Annotated in this window: 26 protein-coding genes; 22 read left to right on the top strand and 4 right to left on the bottom strand. The window is 71.5% G+C overall.

Annotated elements, in window-relative coordinates; genetic code table 11:
* Position 1: 1 nt before the first annotated feature.
* The 7 genes from ABZX79_RS20995 to ABZX79_RS20965 all read left to right on the top strand — a co-directional run bounded on the left by ABZX79_RS20995 (position 2) and on the right by ABZX79_RS20965 (position 7,540).
* Positions 2–727, top strand: a complete 726-nt coding sequence (locus ABZX79_RS20995; protein WP_355259592.1) for a class I SAM-dependent methyltransferase — start codon at positions 2–4, stop codon at positions 725–727.
* A gap of 113 nt (positions 728–840) precedes the next feature.
* The gene (locus ABZX79_RS20990; protein WP_355259589.1) at positions 841–1,539 is read left to right on the top strand and encodes a class I SAM-dependent methyltransferase; all 699 of its coding nucleotides are present in this window, start codon (positions 841–843) and stop codon (positions 1,537–1,539) included.
* A gap of 37 nt (positions 1,540–1,576) precedes the next feature.
* Positions 1,577–2,251, top strand: coding sequence for a 4'-phosphopantetheinyl transferase superfamily protein (locus ABZX79_RS20985; protein WP_355259586.1), 675 nt, complete (start codon positions 1,577–1,579; stop codon positions 2,249–2,251).
* A gap of 117 nt (positions 2,252–2,368) precedes the next feature.
* Entirely contained in the window at positions 2,369–3,202 is an 834-nt protein-coding gene (locus ABZX79_RS20980; protein ID WP_355259583.1) for a M55 family metallopeptidase, read from the top strand.
* Positions 3,195–4,559: a M20/M25/M40 family metallo-hydrolase gene (locus ABZX79_RS20975; protein ID WP_355259580.1), complete on the top strand. Its 1,365-nt coding sequence runs from the start codon at positions 3,195–3,197 to the stop codon at positions 4,557–4,559. The genes ABZX79_RS20980 and ABZX79_RS20975 overlap by 8 nt, the downstream gene beginning before the upstream one ends.
* A gap of 36 nt (positions 4,560–4,595) precedes the next feature.
* On the top strand, positions 4,596–6,596 hold the full coding sequence (locus tag ABZX79_RS20970; protein WP_355259577.1) for an LpqB family beta-propeller domain-containing protein: 2,001 nt from the start codon (positions 4,596–4,598) through the stop codon (positions 6,594–6,596).
* Positions 6,593–7,540 (top strand): LD-carboxypeptidase, encoded by a 948-nt coding sequence (locus tag ABZX79_RS20965; RefSeq protein ID WP_355259574.1) that lies wholly within the window; start codon positions 6,593–6,595, stop codon positions 7,538–7,540. Before ABZX79_RS20970 ends, ABZX79_RS20965 begins: the two co-directional genes overlap by 4 nt.
* Positions 7,541–7,552: 12 nt before the next feature.
* Here ABZX79_RS20965 and ABZX79_RS20960 read toward each other — a convergent pair whose 3' ends face one another.
* Positions 7,553–8,056: a DinB family protein gene (locus ABZX79_RS20960; RefSeq protein ID WP_355259571.1), complete on the bottom strand. Its 504-nt coding sequence runs from the start codon at positions 8,054–8,056 to the stop codon at positions 7,553–7,555.
* Between the two features lie 190 nt (positions 8,057–8,246).
* Here ABZX79_RS20960 and ABZX79_RS20955 point away from each other — a divergent pair, with 190 nt between their 5' ends.
* From ABZX79_RS20955 to ABZX79_RS20945, 3 genes are all read left to right on the top strand, one after another.
* On the top strand, positions 8,247–10,058 hold the full coding sequence (locus tag ABZX79_RS20955; protein WP_355259568.1) for a CocE/NonD family hydrolase: 1,812 nt from the start codon (positions 8,247–8,249) through the stop codon (positions 10,056–10,058).
* 51 nt (positions 10,059–10,109) lie between these two features.
* Positions 10,110–10,652, top strand: coding sequence for a GNAT family protein (locus tag ABZX79_RS20950; protein ID WP_355259565.1), 543 nt, complete (start codon positions 10,110–10,112; stop codon positions 10,650–10,652).
* 176 nt (positions 10,653–10,828) lie between these two features.
* On the top strand, positions 10,829–12,814 hold the full coding sequence (locus ABZX79_RS20945) for a DUF5107 domain-containing protein (protein ID WP_355259562.1): 1,986 nt from the start codon (positions 10,829–10,831) through the stop codon (positions 12,812–12,814).
* A 1-nt stretch (position 12,815) separates the two neighbouring features.
* On the opposite strand, the gene ABZX79_RS20940 is transcribed toward ABZX79_RS20945, so the two are convergent.
* Both ABZX79_RS20940 and ABZX79_RS20935 read right to left on the bottom strand, forming a co-directional pair.
* Positions 12,816–13,169, bottom strand: coding sequence for a VOC family protein (locus ABZX79_RS20940; protein ID WP_355259559.1), 354 nt, complete (start codon positions 13,167–13,169; stop codon positions 12,816–12,818).
* Positions 13,170–13,408: 239 nt separating this feature from the next.
* Positions 13,409–14,218, bottom strand: a complete 810-nt coding sequence (locus tag ABZX79_RS20935; protein WP_355259556.1) for a class I SAM-dependent methyltransferase — start codon at positions 14,216–14,218, stop codon at positions 13,409–13,411.
* A 136-nt stretch (positions 14,219–14,354) separates the two neighbouring features.
* Here ABZX79_RS20935 and ABZX79_RS20930 point away from each other — a divergent pair, with 136 nt between their 5' ends.
* From ABZX79_RS20930 to ABZX79_RS20875, 12 genes are all read left to right on the top strand, one after another.
* Positions 14,355–14,780, top strand: coding sequence for a phage holin family protein (locus tag ABZX79_RS20930; protein ID WP_355259553.1), 426 nt, complete (start codon positions 14,355–14,357; stop codon positions 14,778–14,780).
* A 107-nt stretch (positions 14,781–14,887) separates the two neighbouring features.
* The gene (locus ABZX79_RS20925) at positions 14,888–16,267 is read left to right on the top strand and encodes an NAD(P)/FAD-dependent oxidoreductase (protein ID WP_355259550.1); all 1,380 of its coding nucleotides are present in this window, start codon (positions 14,888–14,890) and stop codon (positions 16,265–16,267) included.
* A 15-nt stretch (positions 16,268–16,282) separates the two neighbouring features.
* A complete protein-coding gene (locus ABZX79_RS20920; protein WP_355259547.1) occupies positions 16,283–18,139 on the top strand; it encodes a transketolase in 1,857 nt (618 codons plus the stop codon).
* A gap of 199 nt (positions 18,140–18,338) precedes the next feature.
* Positions 18,339–19,265, top strand: coding sequence for a non-homologous end-joining DNA ligase (ligD, locus tag ABZX79_RS20915; RefSeq protein ID WP_355259544.1), 927 nt, complete (start codon positions 18,339–18,341; stop codon positions 19,263–19,265).
* Between the two features lie 72 nt (positions 19,266–19,337).
* A complete protein-coding gene (locus tag ABZX79_RS20910) occupies positions 19,338–19,682 on the top strand; it encodes a gas vesicle protein (RefSeq protein WP_355259541.1) in 345 nt (114 codons plus the stop codon).
* Positions 19,683–19,750: 68 nt separating this feature from the next.
* Positions 19,751–20,185 carry a gas vesicle structural protein GvpA gene (locus ABZX79_RS20905; protein ID WP_355259539.1) on the top strand — a complete coding sequence of 145 codons (435 nt, stop codon included), beginning with the start codon at positions 19,751–19,753 and terminating at the stop codon, positions 20,183–20,185.
* Positions 20,182–20,898, top strand: a complete 717-nt coding sequence (locus tag ABZX79_RS20900) for a GvpL/GvpF family gas vesicle protein (protein ID WP_355259537.1) — start codon at positions 20,182–20,184, stop codon at positions 20,896–20,898. The genes ABZX79_RS20905 and ABZX79_RS20900 overlap by 4 nt, the downstream gene beginning before the upstream one ends.
* A gap of 21 nt (positions 20,899–20,919) precedes the next feature.
* Positions 20,920–21,156, top strand: coding sequence for a gas vesicle protein GvpG (locus ABZX79_RS20895; protein ID WP_214973464.1), 237 nt, complete (start codon positions 20,920–20,922; stop codon positions 21,154–21,156).
* Between the two features lie 19 nt (positions 21,157–21,175).
* A complete protein-coding gene (locus ABZX79_RS20890; protein WP_355259534.1) occupies positions 21,176–21,517 on the top strand; it encodes a gas vesicle protein in 342 nt (113 codons plus the stop codon).
* The gene (locus ABZX79_RS20885) at positions 21,514–22,299 is read left to right on the top strand and encodes a GvpL/GvpF family gas vesicle protein (protein WP_355259531.1); all 786 of its coding nucleotides are present in this window, start codon (positions 21,514–21,516) and stop codon (positions 22,297–22,299) included. Before ABZX79_RS20890 ends, ABZX79_RS20885 begins: the two co-directional genes overlap by 4 nt.
* Positions 22,296–22,517, top strand: coding sequence for a gas vesicle protein (locus ABZX79_RS20880; RefSeq protein WP_355259528.1), 222 nt, complete (start codon positions 22,296–22,298; stop codon positions 22,515–22,517). The genes ABZX79_RS20885 and ABZX79_RS20880 overlap by 4 nt, the downstream gene beginning before the upstream one ends.
* Complete coding sequence (locus ABZX79_RS20875) at positions 22,514–22,840, top strand: gas vesicle protein K (protein ID WP_355259525.1); 327 nt, start codon at positions 22,514–22,516, stop codon at positions 22,838–22,840. The genes ABZX79_RS20880 and ABZX79_RS20875 overlap by 4 nt, the downstream gene beginning before the upstream one ends.
* 65 nt (positions 22,841–22,905) lie before the next feature.
* Here ABZX79_RS20875 and ABZX79_RS20870 read toward each other — a convergent pair whose 3' ends face one another.
* On the bottom strand, positions 22,906–23,076 hold the full coding sequence (locus ABZX79_RS20870) for a hydrophobic protein (RefSeq protein WP_214973479.1): 171 nt from the start codon (positions 23,074–23,076) through the stop codon (positions 22,906–22,908).
* Positions 23,077–23,109 lie beyond the last annotated feature (33 nt).

The following is a 23,109-nucleotide window of genomic DNA, read 5'->3' as shown; positions in this document are numbered from 1 at the left end:
CATGAGCGTGACGAGCCGGTACAAGGACGCCTGGGAAGGTTTCTGGCGGGAGGCTCCGCACGAGCCGGGCGCGGTCTTCTGGGACGCGGAGCCCGCCCTCACCGTGGGGCTCCACCTCTCCCTCTTGGAGCCGTACATGACAGAGCCCGCGCTGCCCGTGGTCGACCTCGGCTGCGGAAACGGCACCCAGACCCTCTTCCTCGCCGACCGCTTTCCCCGGGTGGCGGGCGTCGACCTGGCGGCGGCCGCGATCGAGCACGCCGAGCACCACGATCCGGCCGGCCGGATCCGGTTCCAGCAGCTCGACGCGTCGGACGAGCCGGCCGTCCGGCGGCTGCACGCCGAACTCGGCGACGCGCAGGTCTATATGCGCGGCGTACTGCACCAGTGCGAGCCGGCCGACCGGCAACCGGTGGCCGAGGCCGTCGCCCGGCTGGTGGGGGAGCGGGGAAGGGCGTTCGTGGTGGAGCCGTCGGAGGCGGCGCGGGAGGTGCTGATGGGGCTGGTGCAGGGACCGGACGGGCCGCCGCCCAAGATGCGGCCGGTGTTCGCGCACGGCATCGCGCCGCTCGGGATGCGGGACGCCGAGGCGGCCGGGCACTTCCGGGCGGCGGGTCTCGCGGTGCTGGCGAGCGGCGAGCTGCCGCTGATGACGACGGAGTACGGGAGGGACGGGACACGCATCGAACTGCCGTCGAAGTGGCTGGTCGTCGGCCGTTCGGAGTGACGCCGCAGGTTCACGGGCCGGTCCTGGCGCGCTGAGCCGGGTGGCGCCGGTGCCGGGGTCCTACGCTGAGCCCGGCCCCGGTGCGGGGCGCCGGTGGACCAGAAGGAGCAACGATGCCGGAGCAGGGCCGGGAGCCGGCCGACGGGCAGCGCGAGCACTGGCAGCGCACGTACGCCGACCGTCCGCTGATGTACGGCGAGGCCCCTTCCGCCGCCGCTGTCCATGCCGCCGCGGTGTTCTGCGTGGCGGGCGCGAAGGACGTACTGGAACTCGGGGCGGGGCACGGGCGCGACGCCCTGTACTTCGCCGGCTGCGGCTTCACCGTCCGGGCCACGGACTTCAGCCAAGCCGGACTCGGCCAACTCGCGGAGCAGGCCGAGAGGTGGGGCTTCGGCTCTTCGGTGAGCGTCATGGTCCACGATGTACGCAACCCGCTGCCGCTGCCGGACCGCTCGGTGGACGCCGTCTTCGCCCACATGCTGATGTGCATGGCGCTGTCGACAGCGGAGGTCCGTGAGCTGGTGGGCGAGGTACGGCGGGTACTGCGGCCCGGCGGCACCTTCGTCTACACCGTCCGCCACACCGGCGACGCCCACTACGGGGCGGGCACCGTCCACGGCGACGACATCTTCGAGCAGGGCGGCTTCGCGGTGCACTTCTTCGACCGGGGGCTGGTCGACGCGCTGGCCGAGGGGTGGGAGCTCCGTGAGGTGCACGCCTTCGAGGAGGGCGACCTGCCGCGCCGCCTGTGGCGGATCACCCAGACGCTGCCGGGTGCGGGAGGGCGGCGAGCGGTGAGCGGTGGACGATAAGCTGCCCGGAGTTTCAGCCGATGGGGGGCGGACGCACGTGTTGGACGGAATACTGCCGGGCTCGGTCGTGACCGTGGAGGTCTCCGGGAACGACGTGCCCTGGGACGCCGTGCTGTTCCCCGAGGAGCAGGCATTCGTCGAGAAAGCGGTGGAGAAGCGGCGCCGGGAGTTCACCGTCGTACGGAGCTGCGCCCGGCGGGCGATGGAGAAGCTCGGCGTCCCGCCGCAGGCCGTCCTGCCGGGTGAGCGCGGAGCTCCGCTCTGGCCCGCCGGAGTGATCGGCAGCATGACGCACTGTGACGGTTACTGTGCCGCGGCGCTGGCGCGCGCCGGAGAACTCGAGGTGCTCGGCATCGACGCGGAGCCGCATCTGCCGCTGCCGGCGGGTGTCGAGGAAACGGTCGCGCTGCCGGTCGAGCGGGAGCGGCTGCGGCGGCTGGCCTCGGACGACCCCACCGTGTGCTGGGACCGGCTGCTGTTCAGCGCCAAGGAGTCCGTCTACAAGGCATGGTTTCCGGCGGCCAGGAAGTGGCTGGACTTCAGCGAGGCGGAGATCGAATTCTTCCCCGGCGACGGGGCCACGGGCGATTTCCGGGCCGTACTGCTCGTTCCGGGCCCTGTGCTCGCGGGCCGCCGGATCCGCTCGTTCGAGGGCCGCTGGGCCGTGCGCCAGGGCCTGGTGATCACCGCCGTGAGCGCGGCGCACGGCTGACGGGACCTGGCGCAACAGGGGAACGGGATGTGGTTGTGGCCCGGGCGTTCGTGGGCGCGTAACGTGACGCGGCATGAGCATGGACGTCAGGGCACGCGATGAGGGGACAGCGGATTCATGAAGATCCTCATCAGCGCCGACATGGAGGGCGCCACCGGTGTCACCTGGCCGGCCGATGTGCTGCCGGGCACCCCGCAGTGGGAGCGCTGCCGGTCCCTGTTCACCTCGGACGTGAACGCGGCCGTCCTCGGCTTCTTCGACGGGGGCGCCGACGAGGTGCTGATCAACGAGGCGCACTGGTCCATGCGCAACCTGTTCCTGGAGCAGCTCGACGAGCGTGCGGAAATGCTCACGGGCCGGCACAAATCGCTCAGCATGGTCGAAGGCGTGCAGCACGGGGACGTGGACGGCATCGCGTTCGTCGGCTACCACACGGGCGCCGGCACCGAGGGCGTCCTCGCGCACACCTACCTCGCCAACTCCATCACGGGGGTGTGGGTCAACGGCGAGCGCGCCAGCGAGGGCCTGCTCAACTCCCACGTCGTCGCGGAGTACGGGGTTCCGGTGGTGCTCGTCACCGGCGACGACCTGACCTGCGAGGACGCCAAGGGGTACGCGCCCGAGGCCCGCAAGGTCGCGGTCAAGGACTACGTGTCCCGGTACGCGGCGGTCTGCCGCACCCCGGCCCGTACCGCCGCGGACATCAGGGCCGCCGCCAAGGAGGCGACCGCTCTGGCCGTACGCCACGAGCCGGTGCGCGGCGGATCGTTCACCGTGGAGCTGGAATTCGACGCGGAGCACCTTTCAGGGGTCGCCACCGTGGTACCGGGGGTGGAGGCGACCGGAGAGCGGCGTGTCGCGTACACCAGCGGAACGATGTATGAGGGCATTCGTACTTTCAAGGCCGTCACGACGATCGTCTCGGCCGCGGTGGAGGAGCAGTATGGCTGACAGACAGCCGGTCAACGGGGGAACGGCCATCGGGGGAACGATCGACGCGCTCGCGCTCGACGAGGTCGTGACCTTCACGTCCGATCTCATCCGGATCGACACCACCAACCGCGGCGGCGGCGACTGCCGCGAGCGCCCGGCCGCCGAGTACGTCGCCGAGCGGCTCGCCGACGCGGGCCTGGAGCCCGTGCTGCTCGAACGCACCCCCGGACGGACCAACGTCGTCGCCAGGATCGCCGGCACCGACCCGTCCGCCGACGCGCTCCTCGTCCACGGTCACCTCGACGTCGTACCCGCCGAGCCCGCCGACTGGAGCGTGCACCCCTTCTCCGGGGAGGTCCGCGACGGAGTGGTCTGGGGCCGTGGCGCGGTCGACATGAAGAACATGGACGCGATGATCCTCGCGGTCGTACGGGCCTGGGCGCGCACCGGCACCAGGCCCCGCCGCGACATCGTGCTCGCCTTCACCGCCGACGAGGAGGCCAGCGCGGTCGACGGATCGGGCTTCCTCGCCGCAGACCATCCGGAGCTCTTCGAGGGCTGTACGGAAGGAATCAGCGAATCCGGCGCCTACACCTTCCACGCGGGCCCGGGCCTGGAGATCTACCCGATCGCCGCCGGCGAACGCGGCACCGGCTGGCTCAAGCTCACCGGCATCGGCACGGCGGGCCACGGCTCCAAGGTCAACCGGGACAACGCGGTGAGCAGGCTGGCCGCCGCCATCGCCCGGATCGGCGCGTACGAATGGCCGGTGCGGCTCACCCCGACCGTCCGGGCCAGCCTCACCGAGCTCGCCGCCCTGCACCACCTCGACGCACCGGACTTCGACGCGCCCGACTTCGACGTGGACGCCCTCCTCAACAAGCTGGGCCCCGCCGCCGCACTGGTCGAGGCGACCGTACGCGGCAGCGCCAACCCGACCATGCTGGACGCCGGTTACAAGGTCAACGTCATTCCGGGGCGGGCCACCGCCTATGTCGACGGGCGGTTCCTGCCCGGCGGCGAGGAGGAGTTCCGGCAGACCCTGGACCTGCTCACCGGCGACCAGGTGGACTGGGAGTTCCACCACAGGGAGACCGCGCTCGAGGCGCCGACCGACTCCCCGACGTACGCGAAACTGCGGGCGGCGGTGGAGCACTTCGCCCCCGGCGGGCATGTCGTGCCGTACTGCATGTCGGGCGGCACGGACGCCAAGCAGTTCTCCCGGCTCGGCATCACCGGCTACGGCTTCTCCCCGCTCAAGCTGCCCGTCGACTTCGACTACCAGGCGCTCTTCCACGGCGTGGACGAACGTGTACCGGTCGAGGCCCTCCACTTCGGCGTGCGGGTGCTCGATCATTACCTGAAGACCGCCTAGCAGTGACCAGCAGGCCTAGCAGGGGAGTTGGAAGGCATGGTGCCCACAGGGACGTACGGAAGCTGGCCGTCACCGATCGACGCCGAGCTCGCCGCCTCGCACGACGGGCACCCGGAGTACGTCGGCGTGATCGGCGACGAGGTGTGGTGGACGGCGCCGCGCCCGGCCGAGGGCGGCCGGCGCGCGCTGATGCGCAGGCGGGCCGACGGCGGCGAGGAATCGGTGCTGCCGGCTCCCTGGAACGTACGCAGCAGGGTCATCGAGTACGGCGGCCAGCCCTGGGCCGGGGCGCAGCGGGAGACCGGCGGGCCGCTCGTCGTCTTCGTTCACTTTGCCGACCAACGGCTCTACGCGTACGAACCCGACGTGCCCGGCGCCGAACCCCGGCCGCTCACCCCCGTGTCGGCGGTCGGCGGCGGGCTGCGCTGGGTCGACCCGCAGCTGCGCATGGACCGGGGCGCGGCCGGCGAAGTGTGGTGCGTACTGGAGGAGTTCACGGGCGCGGACCCCACCGACGTACGGCGCGTCATCGTGGCCGTACCGCTCGACGGCTCGGCCGCCGGCGACCGCGCTGCCGTACGCGAACTCTCCGACGGCGCCCACCGCTTCGTCACCGGGCCGCGGGTCTCCCCCGACGGGCGCCGGGCGGCCTGGATCGCCTGGGACCATCCCCGGATGCCCTGGGACGGCACGGAAGTGATCCTCGCGGACATCGACTCCGAGGACGGCACCTTCCGGGCGCCCTCGCGCCTGGCCGGCGGGGCCGACGAGGCGGTCGCCCAGGTCGACTGGACGGCCGACGGGCAGCTGCTCTTCGCCGGCGACCGCAGCGGATGGTGGAACCTCTACCGCGCGGACCCGCGCGGGGAGACTGTGGCGGCGTCGCTGTGTTCCCGCGCCGAGGAGTTCGGCGGGCCGCTCTGGAAGATCGGCCTGCGCTGGTTCCACCCACTGGACAACGGCCTGGTCGCCGTCATTCACGGCAGCGGCACCACCGCGCTGGGCATCCTCGACCCGGAGATGGGCGAGGTCGTCGACTCCGCGGGCCCCTGGACCGAATGGGCGCCCACCCTCGCCGTGTACGGCAGCAGGGTCGTCGGCGTCGCCGCCAGCCCGCGCAGCGCGTACGAGGTGATGGAGCTCGACACGGGCACCGGGCACACCCGGGTCATCGGCTCCGCGCACGACGACCCGGTGGACCCCGCCTTCTATCCCGAGCCGCAGATCCGCGTCTTCACCGGGCCCGACGGCCGCGACACCCACGCCCACATCTACCCGCCGCACAACCCCGGCCACATCGCGCCCGCCGACGAACTGCCGCCGTACGTGATCTGGGCGCACGGCGGACCGACCGGGCGCGCCCCGCTCGTACTCGACCTGGAGATCGCCTACTTCACCTCGCGCGGCATCGGGGTCGCCGAGGTCAACTACGGCGGATCGGCGGGGTACGGGCGCGAGTACCGCGACCGGTTGCGCGAGCAGTGGGGCGTCGTGGACGTCGAGGACTGCGCCGCGGTCGCCGTCGCCCTGGCCGAGGAGGGCACCGCCGATCCGCGCAGGCTCGCGATCCGCGGCGGCAGCGCGGGCGGCTGGACCGCGGCCGCCTCGCTCGCCGCCACCGACGTGTACGCCTGCGGCACCGTCATGTACCCGATCCTCGACCTGGCGGCCTGGGCGACGGGCGAGACCCACGACTTCGAGTCGCGGTACCTGGAGAGCCTCGTCGGGCCGCTCGCGGCGTACGCCGACCGCTACCGCGACCGTTCGCCCGCCCACCAGGCCGAGCGGATCACCGCGCCCTTCCTGCTGCTCCAGGGACTCGACGACGTGATCTGCCCGCCCGTTCAGTGCGAGCGGTTCCTGGAACGCATGGCGGGGCGCGGCATCCCGCACGCGTACATCGCCTTCGAGGGGGAGGGGCACGGCTTCCGGAGGGCCGAGACGGTGGCCCGCGCGCTGGAGGCCGAACTGTCGCTGTACGCGCAGGCATTCGGCATCGACCGCGACGACGTGCCCCGTCTGGAGCTCGCCAAATGACATCTGCGCCCCTCCTCGAGCCGCTGACTCGCCCCGCGCGACTGCGGCCGGGGGCACGGGTCGCCGTCGTGGCTCCCAGCGGACCCGTACCCGAGGAGCGGCTCGAAGCGGGACTCGACATCCTGCGGGGCTGGGACCTCGATCCGGTGGTGGGCGCCCATGTGCGGGACACCCACCCGGAGTTCGGCTACCTCGCGGGCCCGGACGAGACGCGGGCCCGGGACCTGGAGGAAGCCTGGTGCGACCTGTCGGTCGACGCGGTGATCTGCGCGCGGGGCGGCTACGGCGTCCAGCGCATGGTGGACCTGCTCGACTGGGCGGCGATGCGCGCGGCCGGGCCCAAGGTCTTCGTCGGGTACAGCGACATCACCGCACTGCACGAGGCGTTCGCCGTACGGCTCGGCCTGTCCACCCTGCACGGTCCGATGGTCGCCACCACGTCCTTCCTCAAGGACGCCCGCACCCAGGACTCGCTGCGCGCCACCCTCTTCGCGCCCGAGTCGGTCATGACCCTGGGCCTGGAGACGGCGCGCGTCATGGTCCCGGGCCGGGCGCGCGGTGTCACGCTCGGCGGCTGCGTCAGCCTGCTCGCCGCCGGCGTGGGCACGCCGGACGCGCGGGCCGGCGCCCGCGGTGGGCTGCTGCTCATCGAGGACATCGGCGAGGAGGCGTACCGGCTGGACCGGATCCTGACCCAGCTGCTGCGGTCCGGCTGGCTGGACGGCGTGGCGGGCGTCGCCCTCGGCTCGTGGGAGGACTGCGGCCCGTACGAGCAGGAGGTGCGGACGCTGCTGTACGACCGGCTGGGCACCCTGGGGGTGCCGGTCGTCGAGGAGCTGGGCTTCGGGCACTGTGCGACCGCCCTGACTCTGCCGCTCGGCGTGCCGGCCGTGCTCGACACGGACACCCGCACCCTCACCCTCGACGAACCCGCGCTGCGCTGAGGCGACGGGGGCTCAAGCGGCGTCGGGGTGGTCCCCCGTCGCCCCGTCGATGAGCTCGCGCAGGATGTCCATGTGGCCCGCGTGCCGCACGGTGTCCTCCAGCATGTGGATGAGCACCCAGCGCATCGACACGGTGTTGCCCGACCACGAGGTACCCAGGGTGTCGAGGTCGAGGTCGGCTATGGCCAGGTCGGCGGCGGCTCGCGCACGGCCGTAGAACTCCACGATGTCCGTGGTGGACTCGTTGTCGGCCACGGTCATGTCTTCTTCCTTGAACGGATCGAACCAGAGCGGTTCGCTCTCGCGCCCGAACGTCGTACAGAACCACCCGTACTCGACGCTCGCCAGATGCTTCACCAGACCGAGCAGACTCGTCCCCGATGGGGTCATGGGCCGGCGCAGCTGCTCATCATCGAGACCATCGAGCTTCCACAGCACGGCATCGCGGTGCCGGTCCAGGCTGACCTGGAGACTTTCCTTCTCGCCGCCCGTGAACGGCACCCGCTTCATCGTCATGCCCGGAACCTAACAGCCGGGTCTGACAACGCACTTCCGCGCTCCGCCGTCCGGCCCAGCCGTCGTCATCTTTACTGACTCGCCATCAATCTCCCGTGTATGAATGGTTGACAGCGGTATGACACGTGTCACAGCATGTCGAGCGCCGATACTTACTGGTCGGTAAGGTGTCCTCAGTGTGGAGGTCCGCATGTTCCGTCGCTGTCGCCGTCGCCGCCCCGTGTTCGTGTCCCGCAGACCGGTCGTCTTCGCCGCCGGCGCCGCACTCGCCGCGCCCCTTGCCCTCGCCGTTCCCGGGCAGGCGGGCGCGGCCGGCGGATCCGGCGAATTCACAGTTACGCCACTGAAGTTCACGGTGCAGGCGGGCGACCGGAAGTGCACCGTTGACGCCGACCTCTACCGCCCCGCCGGGGTGGACAAGGGCCGCCCCGCGCCCGCCGTCCTCACCACCAACGGCTTCGGCGGCAGCAAGGCCGACGGCTCCACCGACGCCATCGCCAAGGCCTTCACCACCCGCGGCTACGTCGCCCTCGCCTACTCCGGCCTCGGCTTCGGCAAGTCCGGCTGCCCCATCTCGCTCAACGACCCGGAGATCGACGGCAGGGCAGCGTCGGGCCTGGTCGACTTCCTGGGCGGCACCCGCGCGGCCGACGACGGCACCCGGGCCGACTACGTCGTCAAGGACGGCGCGGGCGATCCGCGCCTGGGGATGATCGGCGGCTCGTACGGCGGCACGATTCAAATGGCCACGGCCGCGAACGACCGCCGCCTCGACGCGCTCGTGCCCCTGATCACCTGGAACGACCTCGCCTACTCCCTCGACCCCAACAACGCGACGAACGACGGGTCCGTTCCCGGCGCGTACAAGTACCAGTGGACATCGGGCTTCTTCCTCATGGGGGAGGCGCAGGGCCTGCTCAACCCCAGTCTCGACCCGTCCCGGATCGGCGGCGGAGGTTGCCTGCACTTCGTCGCCAAGGCCTGCGAGACCACCCGGCTTCTGACCTCCGGCCGCTACCCGGCCGACCGCACCGCCGCGATGATGGCCTACGCGCGCAGCGTCTCCCCGGCCTCGTACCTCCACCGGGTCAAGGCGCCGACGCTGATCGTCCAGGGCCAGGCCGACAGCCTCTTCAACCTCAATGAGGCGGAGGCGACGTACAAGACCCTCAAGGCGCAGGGCACCGAAACCCGGATGATCTGGCAGTCCTGGGGCCACAGCGGTGGTCTTACCGACCCCGCCGCCGGTGAACTCAACCTCGGGCAGGGCAATCTGGAGACGAGTTACGTCGGCAAGCGCATCCTGGCCTGGTTCGACCGCTACCTGCACGGCAACAAGGGCACCGACACCGGTCCCGCCTTCGCGTACTACCGCGACTGGCAGAGCGGTTACGGCACGGCCGCCGCGCCGCCCGCATTGTCGCGGAAGGTCTACCTCTCCGGCGACGGCAAGCTCGTCGACAACCGGTCGAAGGTCGTGCGCGGCGCCCGTGAGTACCGCAACCACCTGCACCCCACCAGCCACTCCGAAAACTCCCTCTCCGGCCTGACCGGCCTGCCCGACCGCAAGCCCAGCGACACGCCCGGCACCTACCTGGGCTGGTCCACGACGCCGCTCAAGGCCGCCGTGGACGTGGTCGGCGCGCCAAAGGCGACGCTCAAGGTCGTCTCGCCGAAGGCCGAGCGCGTGCAGAACTCCGGTGACGCCGCCGACAAGCTCGTCCTCTTCGCCAAGTTGTACGACGTCGCTCCCGACGGCACGAAGACGCTCGTGCAGCGTCTGGTCGCGCCGGTCAGGGTGCCGGATGTGACCCGCCCCTTCACGGTCTCGCTCCCCGGCATCGTGCACCGGTACGAGGCGGGGCACCGGCTGGAGTTCGTGGTCGCGGCGAGCGACGACGCGTACTACGGCAACCGCGGCATCAAGCCGGTGACGGTCACCAGCGCCCCCGAGGACACCGGGGTCCTGGAGCTCCCGGTGATCAGGGGGACGCTCGGCTGACGCCGCGCGGCGGCTGCTTCACGGGGCGGCGCTCGGAAGTAGCCTGGCCGCATGTCAGAGAGCGTCGTCCACCTTGCCGAGGGGCCGCGGGTCGCCCTGCGGCTCTTCAGCCATGCCGACGCCGACGAGTTCACCGCGCGGGCGCGCGAGAGCAGGAGCCTGCACCACCCGTGGCTCTTCCCGCCGGAGCAGCCGTCTGCGTACGCCGCCTATGCCGGTCCGCTCATCGAGGACCCGACGAGGGTCGGCTACCTGGTGTGCGAGCGCTCCGACGGCAGCATCGCGGGCTTCATCAACATCAACAACATCGTCGGGGGCGGCTTCCTGTGCGGTGCGCTGGGGTACGGCGTGTTCGCGCACGCGGCGGGGCGCGGTCTGATGAGCGAGGGCCTCGGGCTGGTGCTGGACCAGGCGTTCGGCCCGCTGGGGCTGCACAGGCTTGAGGCCAACATCCAGCCCGCGAACGAGGCGTCCATCGCGCTCGTCCGCAGGGCGGGGTTCCGGCTGGAGGGGTTCTCGCCGGACTTCATCCACATCAATGGCGCGTGGCGCGACCACGAGCGCTGGGCGATCACGGCGGAGATGCGCGGCTGATCTCTGCGACCTCCTCGCCGTACCCCGCGGGGCTGTTCCCCGACTCGTCCCTTCCGGCGTTTGAGGAGCGGGGTCGGGGCGGAGCCCCAGGACCCCCTGGTCAGGTGGCGGCCGGCGTGATCCGATGGGGATCGGGCGTCGGCGGACGGCGGCCCGTGTGAGGGAGTGAGGCTGCCTTGGCCACCACCGTGCGACGTGCCGTACTGACCCTGCCCGCCGCCCCATTGGGGCCGGAGAACCCGCTTCCCGGACTCCGACCGCTCGACGAGCAGCATGCCGTCGACGAGCGGTCGCGCGCCGGGCTGCCGCGCGACATGGCCCGTCAGGTCGGATACGAACCGCTGCGCACCCTCCTGCCCGTACGCGTCCTGGACGGCTACGGACGCGAGCGCACGCCGACGGACCTCGACGCGATCGTCATCGAGAACGACCGCCTGCGAGCCACCGTGCTGCCCGGCCTCGGCGGGCGCGTGCATTCGCTGTTCCACAAGCCGACCGGACGCGAACTCCTTTACCGCAACCCGGTTTTCCAGCCCGCCGACTTCGCGCTCAACGGCGCCTGGTTCTCCGGGGGGCTGGAGTGGAACATCGGCGCCACCGGACATACGACGCTGTCCTGCGCCCCGCTGCACGCCGCGATCGTCCCCGCCCCCGACGGCGGCGACATGGTCAGGCTCTGGGAGTGGGAACGGCTGCGCGACCTGCCCTTCCAGGTCGACCTGTGGCTGCCGGCCGACTCCGACTTCCTGTACGTCGGCGTACGGATACGCAACCCGCACGAGCGGACCGTCCCTGCCTACTGGTGGTCCAACATCGCGGTCCCGGAGGACGAGGGGACCCGTGTCCTCGCCCCGGCGGACGAAGCCTGGCACTTCGGGTACGAGCGCAGCCTGCGGCGCGTCCCCGTCCCGGATTCGGGCGGCGACGGGGTCGACCGTACGTACCCGCTGCGCGGCGACTACCCGGCGGACTACTTCTACGAGGTGCCACAAGACGCCCGCAAGTGGATCGCGGCGCTCGACGCCGACGGCCGGGGACTCGTCCAGACCTCCACCGACCAACTGCGCGGGCGCAAGCTGTTCCTGTGGGGCGCGGGGCGTGGCGGGCGGCGCTGGCAGCAGTGGCTGACCGAGCCTGGCACCCCGGGGTACGCCGAGATCCAGGCCGGCCTCGCCCGTACGCAGCTGGAGCACGTACCGCTGGAGGCGGGAGCCGAGTTCAGCTGGCTGGAGGCGTACGGTCCGCTGGCCGCCGACCCCGGTGCGGTGCACGGCGAGGACTGGGCCGCTGCCCGCGCGGAGGCCGGCGCCCGGCTGGAGGACGCGCTGCCACGGGCGCGGGTGGACGCGGCGTACGAGGCGTGGAGGCCGTACGCCGACCACGAGCCGGGGGAGTCGCTCGCGACCGGCTCGGGGTGGGGCGCGCTGGAGGTGCTGCGCGCCGGATTCAAGCTTCCCGGCACGCCCTTCGGCGAGGCGACGCTCGGGGAACAGCAGGAGCCATGGGTGGAGTTGCTGCGCAGCGGTACGTTTCCGGACGCCTCTGGCGAGGCGGCGCCGCCCGGGCCGTCCCTGGTCGCGACGCACTGGCGCGACATGCTGGAGACGGCGCCGGCGGAGCCCCTCACCGAGTACCACCTGGGCGTCGCCCAGTGGCACGCGGGCGATCTGGCGCAGGCGGTGCGCAGTTGGGAGCGCGGCCTTCAAGTCAGCCGGTCGCGATGGCCGTTGCTGCGCTGCCTCGCTGTCGCCGACCGGGACGCGGGCAACGTGGGGCGCGCCGCCGATCACTACGCCGAGGCGTTCGAAGACATCTGTAGGGAGCGGCACGAGCGTGACGGCGAGGCGTGGGCGGCGGCGACGGCCGCTCTGGGGCGCGAGGCGATCGCCGCGCTGCTGGCGGCGGGGCGGGCGGATGCGGCGCGCACGGTCTGGGACGCGCTGCCTCCCGTCCTGCGGGGGAGCGGCCGCTTCCGGCTCGTCGAGGCGCAGCTTCTCGTCGCCGAGGGCGACAAGGAGGGCGCCCGCGCCCTCTTCGACGCCGGGTTCGAGGTGCCGGACCTGCGGGAGGGCGCGGAAGTGCTGGGCGAGGTGTGGGCGGCGGTGAGCGACGAGCCGTTGCCTGACGCGTACGACTACCGGATGCGGCCGGCGGGGGAGTAGTTCAGTTCGCCGCGCGGCGGTCGACGTACTCGAAGACCGAGCCGTCGGGGTGCGCGGCGATCAGGTTGCGGCCGACGGGGGTCGGGACGGGGCCCGCGATGATGCGGGCGCCGGCGCCGGTCAGGGCTGCGCCGGCCTCGTCGACGTCCTTGACGGCGATGGTCGCCGACACCTTGCGCAGCACTTCCAGTTCGGACTCGGGGCCGCTCATCAGGAGGAAGCAGCCGACCGCTGCGACGGAGACGCCGCCGCGCTCGAAGCGCAGGGCGCGGCTTCCGGTGAGGCGTTCGTAGAAGGCCACCGTGGCCTCCAGGTCTTCGACGCAGATGCGCAGCGTGGTTCCCAGGATCTCCATGGGATCAGGGTAGTTGGTGCTCTGTCTGCCCGGCGGGGGTACGCCGACGATGCCCTGCGGGGCTTTTCCCCACCCCGCCCCTTCCCGAACTGGGGGCAAGCCCCCAGCCCCCCAGACAACACAGACGCCCTTCGGGCGTGTCCTCAAACGCCGGACGGGCTGGATTCGGCCGCACCATCCAGCCCCTCCGGCGTTTGAGGAGCGGGGTCTGGGGCAGCGCCCCAGTTCACCCCTCGTCCTCACGCGCGGCACAGCACCTCGCCGTGCGGCACCATGAACCACGCGTCCTCCCGGCTGCCCCACTCCCGCCACGCCCCGGCGATCGCCGACAGGTCGTCCGGTGTCGCGTGGCCGCCGGCCACTGCCAGTTCGGCGTATACGGATGCCGTCGTACGGTCCGCCCAGAGGCCGCTCCACCACGCCCGCTCGTCCGGCGTCGCGAAACACCATGCCGCCGCAGACGCCCGCACATCCGTGAAGCCGGCCCGCTGTGCCCAGGACAGGAGCCTGCGGCCCGCGTCCGGTTCCCCGCCGTTCGCGCGGGCGACCCGGCCGTACAGCTGCTGCCACTCGTCCATGAGCGGCACCTCGGGGAACCACGTCATGGCGGCGTAGTCGCTGTCGCGTGCGGCGACGATGCCACCGGGGCGGCACACGCGCCGCATCTCCCGCAGCGCCCGCACCGGATCACCGACGTGCTGGAGCACCTGATGGGCGTGGACCACGTCGAAGGAGTCGTCGGGGAAGTCGAGCGCGTGGACGTCGGCCACCGCGAAGTCCACGTTCGCCAGGCCTCGTTCCGCCGCCACCTCGCGCGCCCGCACAACGACGTCCTCCGCCGCGTCCACCGCCGTCACCCTGCCCGGGGTGACGAGTGCGGCCAGGTCCGCCGTGATGGTGCCGGGGCCGCAGCCCACGTCCAGAACGTCCAGCCCCGGCCGCAGTTCGTCCAGCAGGTACGCCGCGGAGTTGGCGGCGGTACGCCAACTGTGCGAGCGCAGTACCGACTCGTGGTGCCCATGGGTGTAGACGGCGTTCTCCTGCGGCATGGCCGGACTCCTTCTCCCTCGAAGCGTGAAGCGGTACGCCGTACGGTACGCCGCCATGCCGGAATGTGAGACGTAAATCTTGTCATGTGAGATGAGGGGGGAGAGTACTGGTCTGCGGGGCGGGTACTCGCCGCCCATGGATACGAACCTGTCGCAACAGGTCGCCCAGGTCGTCCGCGACACCCTCAAGGACGAGCTGCGCGAACAGACCAGGAAGCAGCGCCGCACGGCGCGCCTGTACACCGGGGCCGGAGCGGCCGCGCTCTACGCAGGTGCGGCGGCCGCCGCGTTCCTCGTGCTGGTACTGGACCTCGCCCTGCCCGCGTGGGCGGCCGCGCTGGTCGCCGGGATCCTGCTCTTCGGGCTGGCCGTGGTGCTCAAGCAGCAGGCCGCCCGCCCCGGCAGCGGCGATACGCGCGCCGCCGAGCTCGGCGCCCCCGCCGTGCCGCCGGTCACCCCGCCGGGTGGTATCCCCTTCGGCACCCCACCGGTGCCACCGGCACCTCCCGCCGCCCCGGCCGTACCCCGGAGGGAATCCGAGGCGCCCGACCGGCGAGGCTGACGCTCCGCAGGGCGTCGCCGGGAACCCGTGCCGCTCGGTGTTTGGCCCCCGGGCTCAGGGGCACCGGGAAAGTCCACCGCAACCGCCCCGCCTACGAGGTGAACGCAGTGACCCGTAACCGTCCCCGCATCGTCATCGTCGGAGCGGGTTTCGCGGGCCATCAGGCCGCGAAGACCCTCTCCCGGCAGCTCCGGGACAACGCCGAGATCGTTCTTCTCAACCCCACCGACTACTTCCTCTACCTTCCCCTCCTGCCACAGGTCGCCGCCGGCATCCTCGAACCACGCCGCGTGACGGTCTCGCTGCCGGGGACGCTCCCGCGCGTACGGCTGGTCCTCGGCGAGGCGGACCACATCGACCTGGCGGCGCGGCGCGTGCACTACACCGGGCCCGAGGACGACACGGGCGAGCTGGAGTACGACCGGCTGGTGCTGGCCGTCGGCAGCGTCAACAAACTGTTGCCGGTGCCCGGCGTCGCCGAGCACGCCCACGGCTTCCGCGGTCTGCCCGAGGCCCTCTACCTGCGGGACCACGTGACCCGCCAGATCGAACTGGCCGCCGCCATCGGCGACCCCGACGAGTGCGCCGCGCGCTGCACCTTCGTCGTCGTCGGCGCCGGCTACACCGGGACCGAGGTCGCCGCCCAGGGCCAGATGTTCACCGACGCCCTCGTCCGCAAACAGCGCTCCTGGCGGCACGCCGGGCACAAGCCGCGCTGGCTGCTGCTCGACATCGCGCCGCGCGTCCTGCCCGAACTCGACCGGCGGCTGTCGCAGACCGCGGACAAGGTGCTGCGCGGGCGCGGAGTCGACGTACGGACGCAGACGTCCGTGAAGGAGGCCACCCACGAAGGGGTGCGGCTGGACGACGGGGAGTTCGTCGATACCAGGACGCTGGTGTGGTGTGTCGGTGTGCGGCCCGATCCGCTGGTCTCCGAGGTCGGTCTGCCCGTCGAGCGCGGGCGTCTGCTCGTGGAGCCCACCCTCAACGTGCCCGGTCATCCGGAGGTCTTCGCCTGCGGTGACGCCGCCGCCGTGCCCGACCTGACCCGGCCGGGGGAGTACACGCCGATGACGGCGCAGCACGCCGCCCGGCAGGGGAAGGTCGCGGGCCGCAATGTCGCCGCGTCCCTCGGGCAGGGGGAGCGGCAGACGTACAAGCACAACGACCTGGGGTTCGCCGTGGACCTCGGCGGGGTCAAGGCCGCCGCCAATCCGCTCGGCGTTCCCCTGTCCGGCCCGGTCGCGGGCGCCGTCACCCGTGGCTACCATCTCGCCGCCATGCCGGGGAACCGGGTGCGGGTCGCCGCCGACTGGATGCTCGACGCCGTACTGCCGCGCCAGGCCGTGCAGCTGGGCCTCGTACGGTCCTGGTCGGTCCCGCTCGACACGTCGGCGCCGCAGCTGGCCAGGGTTCCCGGCGGCCGACCGGACCGACCTGACGGAGCCGACCGACCCGACGGAGCCGACCGACCCGGCAGGGAGTGACCCCCAAGGAGTGACATGGACAGCGAACAGCTCATCGAGCTCGGGCAGCAGCTGAGGGTGGACGCGGTACGGGCCGCCGACGCCGCCCAGTCCGGCCATCCGACCTCCTCGATGTCGGCGGCGGACCTCGCGGCCGTACTCCTCGCCCGGCATCTGCACTACGACTTCGGCCGGCCCGACCACCCCGGCAACGACCGCCTGATCCTCTCGAAGGGCCACGCGTCACCGCTGCTGTACGCCCTGTACCGGGCGGCCGGCGCCATCGACGACGAGGAACTCCTGACCTACCGGCGGCGTGGCAGCCGTCTCGAAGGGCACCCGACGCCCAGGCTCCCCTGGGTCGACGTGGCGACGGGCTCGCTCGGGCAGGGCCTGCCGGTCGGTGTCGGAGTGGCGCTGGCGGGCAAGCGGCTGGACCAGGTCCCGTACCGCGTATGGGTACTCAGCGGTGACAGCGAGATGGCGGAGGGATCGGTGTGGGAGGCCGTCGAGCACGCGGCCGACCAGCACCTCGACAACCTCACCCTCGTCATCGACGTCAACCGGCTCGGGCAGCGCGGCCCCACCCGCCACGGCTGGGACCTCGGGGCGTACACCCGCAGGCTGCACGCCTTCGGCTGGCACACCATCGAGGTCGACGGCCACGACGTCGATGCCGTCGATGCCGCGTTCAACGAGGCGCGTTCCACCACAGGGCGGCCCACCGCCGTCGTCGCGCGCACGCGCAAGGGGCGTGGTGTCGCCGCCGTGGAGGACAAGGAAGGAATGCACGGCAAGCCGCTGAAGGACGCCGACAGCGCGATCGAGGAGCTCGGCGGGCCCCGGTTCGTCCACGTGGAGGTGCAGAAGCCGCACAGCGCGCGGAGCGCGAACGGCGCCCGCGGCGGGCAACTGAAGCTGCCGGGTTACGAGAAGGGCGACGAGGTCGCCACGCGCAACGCGTACGGCGAGGCGCTCGCCGCGCTCGGAACCGCGCGCGGCGACGTCGTGGCCCTCGACGGCGAGGTGAGCGACTCGACCCGGTCGCAGTTCTTCGCGAAGGAACACCCGGACCGGTTCTTCGAGTGCTACATCGCCGAACAGCAGCTCGTCGCGGCGGCGGTCGGGATGCAGACACGGGGCTACGTCCCGTACGCCTCGACCTTCGCGGCGTTCCTGACCCGCGCGCACGACTTCGTACGGATGGCCGCGGTCAGCCGGGCCGGTATCAACCTGGTGGGCTCCCACGCCGGAGTCGCCATCGGCGAGGACGGCCCCTCCCAGATGGGGCTCGAAGACCTCGCGCTCTTCCGCGCCGTACACGGCAGCACCGTCCTGTACCCGTGCGACGCCAACCAGACGGCCAAGCTCGTCGCCGCGATGGCGGAGGGCGACGCGCGGAGCCGGGGCGTGCGCTATCTGCGCACCAGCCGGGGCGCCACCCCCGTCATCTACGGACCCGACGAGGAGTTCCCGATCGGCGGCAGCAAGCTGCTGCGCTCCGGCGACGACGACAAACTGACCCTGCTCGCCGCGGGCGTGACGGTCCACGAGGCGCTGCGCGCCGCGGACCTGCTGGCGCGGGACGGCCTGCCGGTCCGGGTCGTCGACCTGTACTCGGTCAAGCCCGTAGACGAGCGCGCCGTCCAGACGGCGGCGGAACGCACCGGCTGCCTGGTGACCGTGGAGGACCACCATCCGCAGGGCGGCCTGGGCGACGCGGTCGCCGAGGTGTTCGCCGACGGACGGCCGGCGCCGCGCCTGGTCCGCCTGGCCGTGGGGAACATGCCCGGCTCGGCCACGGAGCAGGAGCAGCTGAGTGCCTCGGGGATCGACGCCGACTCGATCGCGGCCGCGGTAGCGCTCCTGGCGGAGAAGGTGATCGTACGGTGAGCGCGGTGAGAGCGCAGTGAGCGCGCGGTGAGAGCGCGGCGGGGCGTGGGTGGCGGGGTGCCCTGAACACCCCGCCACCCTCCCCGCGCCGTGCGGGCACGCGGGGCCGCCGGTGACGGGCGGCCCCGTGCTCGCGCCTGCGTGCTGGTGGGGGCGGTCGCGTGCGTACGGCGCCGGAGCAAGCCAGGAGAGAGTGACGATGAGCGACACCACGACCGTGACCATGAAGGCCGGCAACCGCACGGTGACCGTCCACCGGCCCGGGAAGGTCCTCTTCCCCGACTGCGGCCTCACCAAGGCCGATGTCGCCGACTACTACCGGCGGATGGCGGCGTTCACGGTGCCCCAGCTGCGCGGCCGGCCCCTGATGCTGGAGCGCCGGCCGGACGGCACCGAAGGCCCGCGCTTCATGCAGAAGGACACCCCCGCGCACTACCCCGAGTGGGTACGCCGGGTACGGGTCCCCAAGGAGGGTGGCACCGTCACGCACACCGTGTGCGACAACAGCGCCACCCTCGTCTTCCTGGCCGACCAGGCGTGCCTCACGCTGCACCGCTGGCTCTCGCGCGCCGACCGCGCCGACCGGCTTCGGCCCGACCGGCTGATCTTCGACCTGGACCCGCCCGGGGACGACTTCCCCGCCGTACGGGAAGCGGCGCACCGGCTCGGTGAGCTCCTCGACCAATTGCGGCTGCCGTCCACGCTGATGACCACGGGTTCCAAGGGTGTTCATGTGATCGTGCCCCTCGACCGGAACACCACGTTCGACGACTCCCGCGCCTTCGCCAGGGAAGTCGCGGAGGTCCTTGCCGCGCGCCACCCGGACGATCTGACCACGGCCGCTCGCAAACAGGCCCGCGGCGACCGGCTCTACCTGGACGTCGGGCGCAACGCCTACGCCCAGACGGCCGTCGCCCCCTGGTCGGCCCGCGCCAGGGAGGGCGCACCGGTGGCCGCGCCGGTCTCCTGGGAGCAGCTCGACGACAAGCAGCTCACCGCGCGCACCTGGTCGTTGACGGACATCGACGGCGTACTGGAACAGGCCCGCGCGAACCCCTGGTCGGGCGTGTCCTCCAGGGGTCGCGCGCTGGGCCCCGCGCGCGGGCGTCTGCGCGCTCTGCGCTGACCGGACGCCACGCACCGGAGCGGCCAGGCGTTTGGAACCGGCGTTGTGGGTTACCCGATGTCGGAGGCTGCCATGGCAAATACATCCGATACGTCCGACAACGCACCCAAGAACAAGCGGAGTTCGCACAACTCGCAAGCGAAGGCGGAAAGCCTGCCGGGCCCGATGGATGTGCTGCGCGGCGCGCGGTCGCAACTCGCGGAGCTCACCGGCATGGAGGCCGAGTCGGTCTCCTCCTTCGAACGCATGGAGGACGACGGCGGCTGGATGTTGCGGATCGAGGTCCTCGAACTGGCCCGGGTCCCCGACACGATGAGCCTGCTCGCGTCGTACGAAGTCACCCTCGACGACTACGGCGCGCTCAGTGGCTACCGGCGCGTCCGCCGCTACGAGCGCGGCAGGGCGGACCGTTCATAGCCGCCCGAATCGACCCGTATCCATCACGACAAACTACACCAACCCACCCTTAAGGAGGGCCGGTCGGCATGACCGTAGTCCCGGCACAGCAAGGCGGAGGTGGCGGCGGTACCAGCGGCCTCTACGACGTCCTCGAACTCGTCCTCGACCGGGGACTCGTCATCGACGCGTTCGTACGTGTCTCCCTGGTCGGCATCGAAATCCTCAAGATCGACATCCGCGTCGTGGTCGCGAGCGTCGACACGTACCTGCGCTTCGCCGAAGCCTGTAACCGCCTCGACCTCGAAACCGGCGCCAACAAGAGCCCCGGACTCCCCGAGATCGTCGGTGACATCACCGAGTCCGGCGCCCGCGGCAAGTCCAAGGGCGCGCTGTCCGGAGCCGCCGAGACCATCTCGGGCGCGTTCAAGCAGGCCCGCGGCGGCGGTGACGAAGAGCCGGAGCCGAAGTCGAGTTCCCGGCGCGGCACCACCGCTTCCCGCCGGAAGGAGGAGCAGGTGTGAGTACGTACGTCTACGGCATCGCACGCGCCAACCACCCCCAACTCCCCGAGCCGACGAACGGAGTCGGCGACCCGCCGATGCCCGTACGCACCCTCAGGACCGGCGAACTGACCGCCCTCGTGAGCGACGCCCCCGAGGACCTCAGGCCCAAGCGCCGCGATCTGCTGGCCCACCAGACCGTGCTCGCGGACGCCGGCGCCGAGGGCGCCGTGCTGCCGATGCGCTTCGGCAGCCTGTCGGCCGACGACGAGTCCGTACGCACGGTGCTCGCCGAACGCGAGAAGCACTACCTGGAGCGGCTCGACGCACTCGACAACCAGGTCGAGTACAACGTGAAGGCCACGCACGACGAGGAGGCCGTCCTGCACCAGGTGCTGGCGGACGACGCCGAACTGCGCGCGCTCAACGAAGCCAACAGGGCGGCGGGCGGCGGAACGTACGAACAGAAGCTTCGGCTCGGCGAACGCGTGGTGGCCGCCGTGCAGGACCGCGAACGGCGCGACGGCGAACTGGTGCGCCAGGCGCTGGAAGCGGCGGCGGGAGCCGTCAGCCCCGGACCGGAGAGCAGCGGCTGGCTGGCGAATGTCTCCTTCCTCGTCGACCGCGACCGCACCGCGGAGTTCGTGGAGGCGGTCGACGCGTTGCGCAAGGAGCACCCCCATCTCGTGCTCCAGGTGAACGGCCCACTGCCGCCGTACAGCTTCGTGGAGTGACCGGAAAGGGAGCGAGTAGCCATGGGACTCCTGGGTGAGCTGCTGCTCCTGCCCGTGGCCCCTGTCCGCGGCACCGGCTGGGTGCTGCGGCAGGTGGTCGCGGAGGCGGAGCGGCAGTACTACGACCCGTCGGCCATCCAGCGCGAACTGTCCCTCCTGGAGCGCCGGCTCGAAGCGGGAGAGATCGACGAGGCCGAATTTGACCGCCGGGAGGACGAACTCCTCGACCGGCTGGAGAAGAGGAACCCGACGACATGAACAGAAGCCCGAGCCGCCGATGACGACGCCGAACAGGCTTCCCGACCCGTACGCCTCCAATGGAAGCGCGAATCTCGCGGACATTCTTGAGCGCGTACTGGACAAGGGAATCGTCATCGCCGGAGATATCAAGATAAATCTCCTCGACATCGAACTCCTCACCATCAAGCTCCGCCTCATCGTCGCTTCCGTCGACAAGGCGAAAGAAATGGGCATCGACTGGTGGGAGGACGACCCCTCTCTTTCCTCCGGCGCCCGTCGCCGTGAACTGGCCGAGGAGAACGAGCGGTTGCAGCGGCGCATCGCCGATCTGGAGGCCGCGCCGGAGCCCGCTCTCGAAGAGCGCGAGGACGAGGCATGAACGAACTGCGCTACGTATACGCGGTCACCCGGCCCTTCGACGGCGTCCCCCCGGAAGGCGTGCGCGGCCTCGACGGTGAGCCACCCCGGCTGCTGCACCACCGCGACCTCGTCGCCGTGGTCAGCCCGGTGCCGGCCGAGGACTTCGCCGAGGCGCCGCTCAAGCGGCACCTGGAGAGCCTCGACTGGCTCTCCGCCACCGCCCGCACGCACGAGGCCGTCGTCGGCGCCCTGACGGCCGTCACCTCGCCCGTGCCGCTGCGCCTGGCCACCGTGTGCGTCGACGACAGCGGCGTACGCCGACTGCTCGACGCGGGGCACGACCGCTTCGTACAGACGCTGGAGAGGCTGGAAGGACGGGTCGAGTGGGGCGTCAAGGTGTACGCCGATCCCGAGCCGGAACCGCAGCCGGCCGAGGTGCCGCAGGTGCAAGCCCCCGCGACCGGCCGTGACTACCTGCGCCGGCGCCTCAGCCGCCGCCAGGCGCGCGAGAGCGTATGGGAACGCGCCGAGACCATGTCACGCACGCTGCACGCGGAACTCTCCCTGTGCGCCGAGGCCGCTGTCCTGCACCGCCCGCAGGACTCCCGGCTCTCCGAGACGCCGGGACAGAACATCCTCAACGCGGCGTACCTGGTGTCGCGCGAGCGCGGCGAGGCCTTCGTGGCGGAGGTCGGCCGGCTCACGCCGAAGGACCCGGGCGTACGGGTGGAACTCACCGGCCCCTGGGCCCCGTACTCCTTCGCGGGGCATGCGGGGCAGGAAGAGACAGCCGGACCATGACGACGCCGCAGCCACCCGACACCGCGTCACCCCTGGCCCAGCGCCAACTCGCCCTCGTGGACCTGCTGGACCGGCTGCTGGCCGGCGGAGTCGTGATCACCGGTGACCTGACCCTGCGTATCGCCGACGTCGATCTCGTGCGGGTCGACCTCAACGCCCTCATCAGCTCCGTCAACGCCGACGTGCCGTCCCCGTTCGAGGAGGAGGAGTCCGCATGACCACCGAAGCCACCGGAACCACCGAAGTCACGGAAACCACCGAAGGCCGCCGCCGGGTGGAGCTCGACGCCGACACCGTCGAGCGCGATCTCGTCAAGCTCGTCCTGACGGTCGTGGAGCTGCTGCGCCAGCTGATGGAACGCCAGGCGCTGCGCCGCGTGGAGACCGGGGACCTCAGCGAGGAGCAGGAGGAGCGGATCGGCATGACGCTGATGCTCCTGGAGGACCGGATGGACGTGCTGCGCACCCGCTTCGGCCTCGAACCCGAGGACCTCAATATCGACCTCGGGCCATTGGGGCCATTGCTGCCCAGAGGCGAATAGGAAACAGGCAGACAAAGAAACGGGGCGGCGGCCCGAAGACCGCCGCCCCGCTTCTGTTGCCTCTCCTACCACCGATACCAACGGGACCTTCCGCCCGTGGCCGATGTGCTTCGCATCAAGAATCCCAGAAGCCAGATGACCAGGACCGCGATGGCGATCCACCAGAGAATCTTCACGGCGAATCCGGCACCGAAGAGAATCAGTGCGAGAAGTAGAACCAGCAGGATGGGAACCATTGTGTGCACCTCCTGATCCGCGAGTTCCCGGAT

The organism is Streptomyces sp. NPDC002994 (assembly GCF_040611155.1).
GTDB lineage: Bacteria > Actinomycetota > Actinomycetes > Streptomycetales > Streptomycetaceae > Streptomyces.
This window is presented reverse-complemented; position numbering and strand designations above follow the sequence as displayed.